8 protein-coding genes are annotated in these 7509 nt (G+C 70.1%); 6 read left to right on the forward strand and 2 right to left on the reverse strand.

The window, feature by feature from the left end:
- Positions 1-694: tetratricopeptide repeat protein (locus G3I40_RS33985; RefSeq protein WP_164558683.1), on the forward strand; the 694-nt coding region annotated here is incomplete at its 5' end.
- Positions 695-993: 299 nt separating this feature from the next.
- Here G3I40_RS33985 and hppD read toward each other — a convergent pair.
- Positions 994-2151, reverse strand: a complete 1158-nt coding sequence (gene hppD, locus G3I40_RS33990; protein ID WP_164558684.1) for a 4-hydroxyphenylpyruvate dioxygenase — start codon at positions 2149-2151, stop codon at positions 994-996.
- 133 nt (positions 2152-2284) lie between these two features.
- On the opposite strand from hppD, the gene G3I40_RS33995 reads away from it, so the two are divergent.
- Genes G3I40_RS33995 through G3I40_RS34015 form a run of 5 tightly spaced genes read left to right on the forward strand, consistent with a single transcriptional unit; the run spans position 2285 to position 6511 of the window.
- A complete protein-coding gene (locus G3I40_RS33995) occupies positions 2285-2755 on the forward strand; it encodes an Lrp/AsnC family transcriptional regulator (RefSeq protein ID WP_164558685.1) in 471 nt (156 codons plus the stop codon).
- A gap of 31 nt (positions 2756-2786) precedes the next feature.
- Positions 2787-3434 (forward strand): ABC transporter permease, encoded by a 648-nt coding sequence (locus G3I40_RS34000; protein WP_164558686.1) that lies wholly within the window; start codon positions 2787-2789, stop codon positions 3432-3434.
- Positions 3427-4686, forward strand: a complete 1260-nt coding sequence (locus tag G3I40_RS34005; RefSeq protein WP_164558687.1) for a betaine/proline/choline family ABC transporter ATP-binding protein — start codon at positions 3427-3429, stop codon at positions 4684-4686. Before G3I40_RS34000 ends, G3I40_RS34005 begins: the two co-directional genes overlap by 8 nt.
- An 8-nt stretch (positions 4687-4694) precedes the next feature.
- Positions 4695-5546: an ABC transporter permease gene (locus G3I40_RS34010; RefSeq protein WP_164558690.1), complete on the forward strand. Its 852-nt coding sequence runs from the start codon at positions 4695-4697 to the stop codon at positions 5544-5546.
- 8 nt (positions 5547-5554) lie between these two features.
- A complete protein-coding gene (locus G3I40_RS34015) occupies positions 5555-6511 on the forward strand; it encodes a glycine betaine ABC transporter substrate-binding protein (RefSeq protein WP_203645257.1) in 957 nt (318 codons plus the stop codon).
- A 4-nt stretch (positions 6512-6515) separates the two neighbouring features.
- Here the strand turns inward: G3I40_RS34015 and G3I40_RS34020 are convergent, their stop codons facing one another.
- Positions 6516-7307 (reverse strand): S16 family serine protease, encoded by a 792-nt coding sequence (locus G3I40_RS34020; protein WP_164558689.1) that lies wholly within the window; start codon positions 7305-7307, stop codon positions 6516-6518.
- Positions 7308-7509 lie beyond the last annotated feature (202 nt).

Here is a 7509-nt window from a genome sequence, read left to right on the forward strand (position 1 = left end):
TCTCGCGGGCCGGGGCCGGGCGCTCGCCTCCCTGGGCCGCAGCTCGGAGGCGCTGCGCGCCTACCAGCGGGCGCTCGCCAAGCGTCCCGCGCCCGAATACGCCCTGGAACTGGGCGAGTTGTACGAGTCCCTGGGGCTCGGCGGGGCGGCCCGCGCGCAGTACGACGTGCTGCGGGACCGGGCTGCGGCGCAGGGTGCGCACGGGGTGGACGACGCGCTCGTGCTCGGCAGGTTCGAGGCCGATCACGGGAATCCGGACGCGGCGGTGGAGCGGCTGCGCGCCGAGTGGAAGAGGGCCCCGGGCGTGGCGGTCGCGGACGCGCTGGGCTGGGCGCTGCACCGGGCCGGGGACGACGACGAGGCGATCGGCCTGCTGCGCCGGGCCACGGACCGGCAGAAGGGCGGTTCGCTGCGCAGCGCCCTGATCATGTATCACCGGGGCGTGGTAGAGCGGGAGTTGGACCTGTACGGGGCCGCCCGCCGGCACCTCGGGGAGGCGCTGCGCATCAATCCGGCATTCTCCCCGCTGCTCGCCCCGCAGGCGAAGGAGGCGCTGGACGCGCTCGGCGAACCGCCGGAGGGCGGCCCCGAGCAGATGTGGCCGCCGCAGCCGAAGGTGTACTCCGCCCCGGCCCGCAAGACCTCGGGCGGTACGGGGGCGCGGAAGCCGGCGACCGCGCCCGGGCGGAGCTAGGGCCTGTCCGGCGGATCTTGCCGCGGACGCGGGGTCTGGCACGCCGACCTGCGGCGTTGTCGTCGGTTGCCAACTCCCCCAGCCTCGAACCAGGCTCCGCCAGGCTCGGCCGGGAGGTGCCCCCATCGCGTTGACGCCCTCCTCCGCCTTGCATCTCGACGCACCAGACCCCCCTCACCAGCACAGAACGGCACGGGCCACCTCGGCCGCGACCTGATCCGCCGGACAGGCCCTGAGGCCCTGTCCTCGAACGCCCGGTCCGGTCCTGCCGTGCGGCCGGACCGGACCGGGCCGGGGTGCTACAGGTTGCCGCGCTTGTCCTGCTCCCGCTCGATCGCCTCGAACAGGGCCTTGAAGTTGCCCTTGCCGAAGCCCATGGAGCCGTGTCGCTCGATCATCTCGAAGAAGACGGTCGGCTTGTCCTGGACCGGCTTGGTGAAGATCTGCAGCAGGTATCCGTCCTCGTCGCGGTCGACGAGGATCTTCTGCTCGCGCAGGGTCTCGACGGGGACGCGGGTCTCACCGGCCCATTCGCCGAGGGTGTCGTAGTACGAGTCGGGGGTGTCCAGGAACTGGACGCCGGCGGCGCGCATGGCCCGTACGGACGCGACGATGTCGTTCGTGGCGAGCGCGATGTGCTGGACGCCGGCGCCGCCGTAGAACTCCAGGTACTCGTCGATCTGCGACTTCTTCTTGGCGACGGCGGGCTCGTTGATCGGGAACTTGACCTTGAGCGTCCCGTCGGCGACGACCTTCGACATCAGCGCGCTGTACTCGGTCGCGATGTCGTCGCCCACGAACTCCTTCATGTTCGTGAAGCCCATGACCTTGTTGTAGAACGCCACCCACTCGTTCATCCGGCCGAGCTCGACGTTGCCGACGCAGTGGTCGATGGCCTGGAAGGTGCGCTTGGCGGGCGGCTCGACGATCGGGGCGGCGGACTCGAACCCGGGCAGGTAGGGGCCGTCGTAGCCGCCGCGCTCGACGAGGGTGTGGCGCGTCTTGCCGTACGTGGCGATGGCCGCGCGCACGACGGTGCCGTGCCCGTCCTTCGTCTCGTACGGCTCGGTCAGACCGCGGGCGCCGTGCTCGACGGCGTACGCGTACGCGGCGCGCGCGTCCGGCACCTCGATGGCGAGGTCGACGACACCGTCCCCGTGGGCGGCGACGTGCTCCTCCAGGAAGTGGCCCCACTCGGTGGACGCCTTGATGACGGACGTGAACACGAACCGGGCGGAGCCGTTGGTGAGGACGTACGAGGCCGTCTCGCGGCTGCCGTTCTCCGGGCCGGAGTAGGCGACGAGCTTCATGCCGAAGGCGGTCGAGTAGTAGTGCGCGGCCTGCTTGGCGTTGCCCACGGCGAAGACGACCGCGTCCATTCCCTTCACCGGGAAGGGGTCGGCCTGCCGGGCGGTGTCGGGGGCGTTCTCAGCGGACGAGTGTGTGGTCTGCGTCATGTCTGGAGGCTCCCGCCGTTCCGCAAGGTGCGCAATAGTTTGCGTATTCACTGGGCAATCTGCCCAGTGACCCATCCGTTTCTGCGGGCGCCTTGTACAGGATGACCACCTGTCGGGGCCGGAGGAGAGAGCCATGGCGATCGATCAGCTGGACGGCCGGCTCATCGTGCTGCTCGCGCGGGAGCCGCGGATCGGCGTCCTGGAGATGTCCCGGCGGCTCGGGGTCGCGCGCGGCACCGTGCAGGCCCGCCTGGACCGGCTTACCTCGAACGGAGTCATCCGCGGATTCGGTCCGCAGGTCGACCCGGCGGCGCTCGGCTACCCGGTCACCGCGTTCGCCACGCTGCAGATCCGGCAGGGGCAAGGCCCCGACGTCAGGGCACATTTGACCCAGGTACCCGAGGTCCTGGAACTGCACACGACGACCGGCAGCGGGGACATGCTGTGCCGCCTCGTGGCTCGCTCCAACGCGGATCTCCAGCGTGTGATCGACCTGGTTGTCGGTTTTGATGGCATCGTCCGGGCTTCCACGGCGATCGTCATGGAAAATCCCGTTCCGCTGCGGATCATCCCGCTGGTGGAACAGGCGTCGGGAGATTCCTGACGGCCAGTTGCCCGCCCGGGTGCGAGGTGCGATGAACTTCTGGGACTACCTGGTCAACCGGCATCAGCAACTGCTCGTCGACGCCTATCAGCACGCCAGCGCGGTCTTCCAGTGCACGGTCCTCGCCACGGCCATCGGGATCGTCATCGGCGTCGCCACGTACCGCACCGAGTGGGCGGGGAACCTGGCGACGAGCGTCACCACCAGCATCCTGACCATCCCCTCGCTCGCCATGATCGGTCTGCTGATCCCCATCGTGGGGCTCGGCGTCCCGCCGACCGTCATCTCGCTGACCCTGTACGGGCTGCTGCCCGTCGTGCGCAACACGATCGTGGGCCTTCGAGGCGTCGACCCGTCACTGATCGACGCCTCGAAGGGCATCGGGATGTCGCGCGCGGCCCGGCTGGTCAAGGTGGAGCTGCCGCTGGCCTGGCCGCCGATCCTCACCGGGATCCGGGTCGCCACCCAGATGCTGTTCGGCATCGCCGCCATCGCCGCGTACGCCTCGGGCCCCGGCCTCGGCAACGAGATCTTCCGCGGCATCGCCTCCCTGGGCAGCGCCAACGCGCTCAACCAGGTGCTCGCCGGCACGCTCGGCATCATCATCCTCGCCCTGCTCTTCGACGCCGCGTACGTCCTCATCGGACGCCTGACCATCCCGAGGGGGATCCGTGTCTGACACCGCATCCGAGACGCAGGCGTCCGGGGCCAGCATCGAGCTGGAGAACCTCACCAAGCGCTACCCCGGCTCGTCCGACCCGGCCGTGGACAACGTCAACATGGAGATCAAGGCGGGCGAGCTGATCATCTTCGTCGGTCCCTCCGGCTGCGGGAAGTCGACGACCCTGAAGATGATCAACCGCCTCATCGAGCCGACGAGCGGCCGCATCCGCATCAACGGCGAGGACGTCACCGACATGGACCCGGTGAAGCTGCGCCGCAAGGTCGGCTACGCGATCCAGTCCTCCGGCCTCTTCCCGCACATGACCGTCGCCCAGAACATCGCGCTCGTGCCGAAGATGGTCGGCTGGTCGAAATCCAGGATCAAGTCGCGGGTCGAGGAGATGCTCGACCTGGTCGGGCTCGACCCGGGCGAGTTCCACGGCCGCTACCCGCGCCAGCTCTCCGGCGGCCAGCAGCAACGCGTCGGCGTGGCGCGGGCGTTGGCGGCGGACCCGCCCGTCCTGCTGATGGACGAGCCCTTCGGCGCCGTCGACCCGATCACCCGTGACCACCTCCAGGACGAGCTGATCCGCCTCCAGCACGAGCTGCACAAGACGATCGTCTTCGTCACGCACGACTTCGACGAGGCGATCAAGCTCGGCGACCGCATCGCCGTCCTGCGGGAGCGCTCGCACATCGCGCAGTTCGACACCCCCGAGGCGATCCTCACCAACCCGGCCGACGACTTCGTGTCCGGCTTCGTCGGCGCGGGCGCCGCCCTCAAGCGCCTCAACCTCACCCGCGTACGCGACGTCGAGGTCACCGACTACCCGACGGTGGGCGTCGACGACCCGCTGCAGGACATCTTCAACAAGCTGCGCGCCGCCGGTACCAACGAACTGCTGCTGCTCGACAAGCGCGGCCGGCCCTACAAGTGGCTGCGCCGCGGCGACCTGATGCGCGCCAAGGGCTCGCTGGCCCGCGCGGGCACCATGGTCCACGACACCGTCACCTGGGACGCGACCCTGCGCGACGCGCTGGAGGCGGTCCTCACCGACAACGCGGGCCGGGTCGCGGTGACCGGCCGGCGCGGCGAGTACGAGGGCGTCGTCGACATGGAGACGCTGATGAACTCCGTGCACGAACTCCTGGAGGCCGACCGGCTCGAAGCGGTCGAGCACCAGCACGAGTTGGCCGAGCAGCGCGCCCACCAGACGGAGCTGGAGCAGGAGGGCGCCCAGGCCCCGGGCGGGGAGGCGGACGCGTGAGCAGCCCCGTGAAGAAGGGCGGCGAACGCCCCGAGGGAGAGCACGAGGTCAAGGGCCTCGCGTTCCGCGACGAGGGCGAGGGCGAGCAGGAGGCGCCGCCGCCGTCCGCACCGAAGGCGGCCCGCCGCCTCACCTGGCAGAAGCTGACGTTCCTGCCGGCGGTGCTCGTGGTGGTCCTGCTGATCACCTGGCTGTGGTTCCGCAGCGCCGACCTCGACTCGATCTCCGAGAACGCGATCTCCGGCGGGCAGGTGTGGAAGGCGCTGCGCCAGCACATCAGCCTCACGGTGATCTCGACGTTCTTCGTGCTGATCATCGCGATCCCGCTGGGGATCCTGCTGACCCGCAAGGCGTTCCGCAAGGCGACCCCGTTCGCCATGGCGCTGGCCAACATGGGGCAGGCGACCCCGGCGATCGGCCTGCTGGCGCTGCTCGTCATCTGGCTGGGCATCGGCCAGCGCACGGCCCTGATCGGCATCATCATCTACGCGATCCTGCCGGTGCTCTCCAACACCATCGCGGGGCTGAAGGCCAACGACCCGACGCTCCTGGAGGCGGCCCGCGGCATCGGGATGTCGCAGCTCGGCGTCCTTGCCAAGGTCGAACTCCCCCTCGCCGTCCCGCTGATCCTCGCCGGTGTGCGCACCGCGCTCGTCCTCAACGTCGGCACGGCCACCCTCGCCACGTTCGGCGGTGGCGGCGGGCTCGGCGTGCTGATCACCACCGGGATCACCAACCAGCGCATGCCGGTCCTGATGCTCGGCTCGATCCTGACCATCGCGCTCGCCCTGCTCGTCGACTGGCTGGCCTCGCTGGCCGAACTCGTGCTGCGGCCGCGCGGGTTGGAGGTCCGCTCATGAAGCACCGGATGCGTGTGGCAGCGGCGGCGGCCAGTGGCCTGGCCCTGCTCGCCGGCTGCGGTCTCACCAGCGGCAGCCCGCTGGTCGACGACGTCCAGCCCGGCTCGATCGGGCGGGGCGACCCGCTCAAGGGCGCGAACATCACCGTCACGTCCAAGGAGTTCACCGAGCAGCTGGTCCTCGGCGCGATCATGGGCATCGCGTTCAAGGCGGCCGGCGCGGAGGTCCTGGACCGGACCGGCATCCAGGGCTCCATCGGCGCCCGCGAGGCCATCAAGTCCGGTGACGCGGACGCCATGTACGAGTACACGGGCACCGCCTGGATCACGTACCTCGGCAACTCCGAACCGATCACCGACCCGCACAAGCAGTGGCAGGCGGTGCACGACGCCGACCTGAAGAACGGCATCACCTGGCTGCCGCCGTCCGCGCTCAACAACACGTACGCGCTCGCCATGAACGAGGCCAACTTCAAGAAGTACGGCACCAAGACGCTCTCCGACGTCGCCGCGCTCGCCACGTCGGACCCGAAGGCCGTCACGCTGTGCGTGGAGAGCGAGTTCGCCAACCGGGCCGACGGGCTGCACGGCATGGAGAAGGCGTACGGCATGAGCATCCCGAACGGCAACGTCACGCAGATGGACAGCGGCATCATCTACACCCAGGCCGCGAAGGGCAGTTGCACCTTCGGCGAGGTGTACACCACCGACGGCCGCATCAAGGCGATGAACCTCCACGTGATGGAGGACGACAAGCACTTCTTCCCGAACTACAACGCGGCGCCCGAGATCAACACCAAGGCGCTGCGCAAGTACCCGAAGATGGCCGAGGTCCTCGCACCCATCACGAAGAAGCTCGACAACTCCGTCGCCCAGACGCTCAACGCGAAGGTGGACGTCGACGGGCAGGACCCGCACGACGTGGCGAAGGACTGGCTGGTGCAGGAGGGCTTCGTCAAGGAGTGACGCGTCAGCACTTCGGCACGGAGCCGGCGCCCTTCTCCAGGTTCGTCAGGTCGGTGACCGCGCCCTTGAGCGTGGTCACCGGGATCAGCCGCATCGCCTTCGGCGCCGACGCCTTGGCGTCCGCGCACTCCGCCTTCGGTACGAGGAAGACCGTGGCGCCGTCACGGTCGGCGGCCTGCACCTTGAGCGAGACCCCGCCGACCGCGCCGACCTTGCCGTCGTCGTCGATGGTGCCGGTGCCCGCGACGGACTTCCCGCCGGTGAGGTCGCCGCCGCTGCCGTTGCCGTCGAGCATGTCGACGATGCCGAGCGAGAAGAGCAGCCCGGCGCTCGGCCCGCCGACGTCGCCGAGCTGGAGGGTCACCTTCACCTTGCCGGAGTCGTCGCCGAGGTACGCGAGCGCCGCCTCGGTCGCCGCGTCCTGGGAGCCCTTCATCTCCTTCTGGTTGTGCTGCTCGATCTCCTTCGTGGAGCCGCCGGCCGGATAGACGGAGTCCCGCGGCATGACCGCCCGGTCGTCCGCGAACCAGCCGTCGAGCACGTCACCGAGGTGCACGGAGGCGTCGGGCCCGGTCGCCACGATGGTCACCGCGCGCAGCGCGCCGCTGGTGTCCCGGGTGGGAGCCCCGCTGATGTCGATCACCGGTTTGCCGGCCGAGTCCCCCAGCACGTTCGTGGTGGGCCCCGGCTGCGCCACGGAGAACGGCAGCGGGGCGAACCCGGCGACCGCGAGCAGGGCGATCACCGGGAGCGCGCAGAGGGCGAGGGCGGCGGGGCGGCTGAGGCGATTGAGCACGGGGCCGACTCTAGCTGGCCGGGGTTCGCGGGGTGCGGGGCGCTGCGCTCGGCCGGGGGTGCGGGTTGTTTCGGCGGGTGCGGGTGGGTGGGGGCTGGTCGCGCAGTTCCCCGCGCCCCTGAGATGCACGCCCTGCGGGCGGCATCTCCCCGATGAAGGCCGGAGGCCTTCCAGGGGCGCGGGGAACTGCGCGACCAGCCAC

Source organism: Streptomyces sp. SID14478 (assembly GCF_010548525.1).
Taxonomy (GTDB): Bacteria; Actinomycetota; Actinomycetes; order Streptomycetales; family Streptomycetaceae; genus Streptomyces.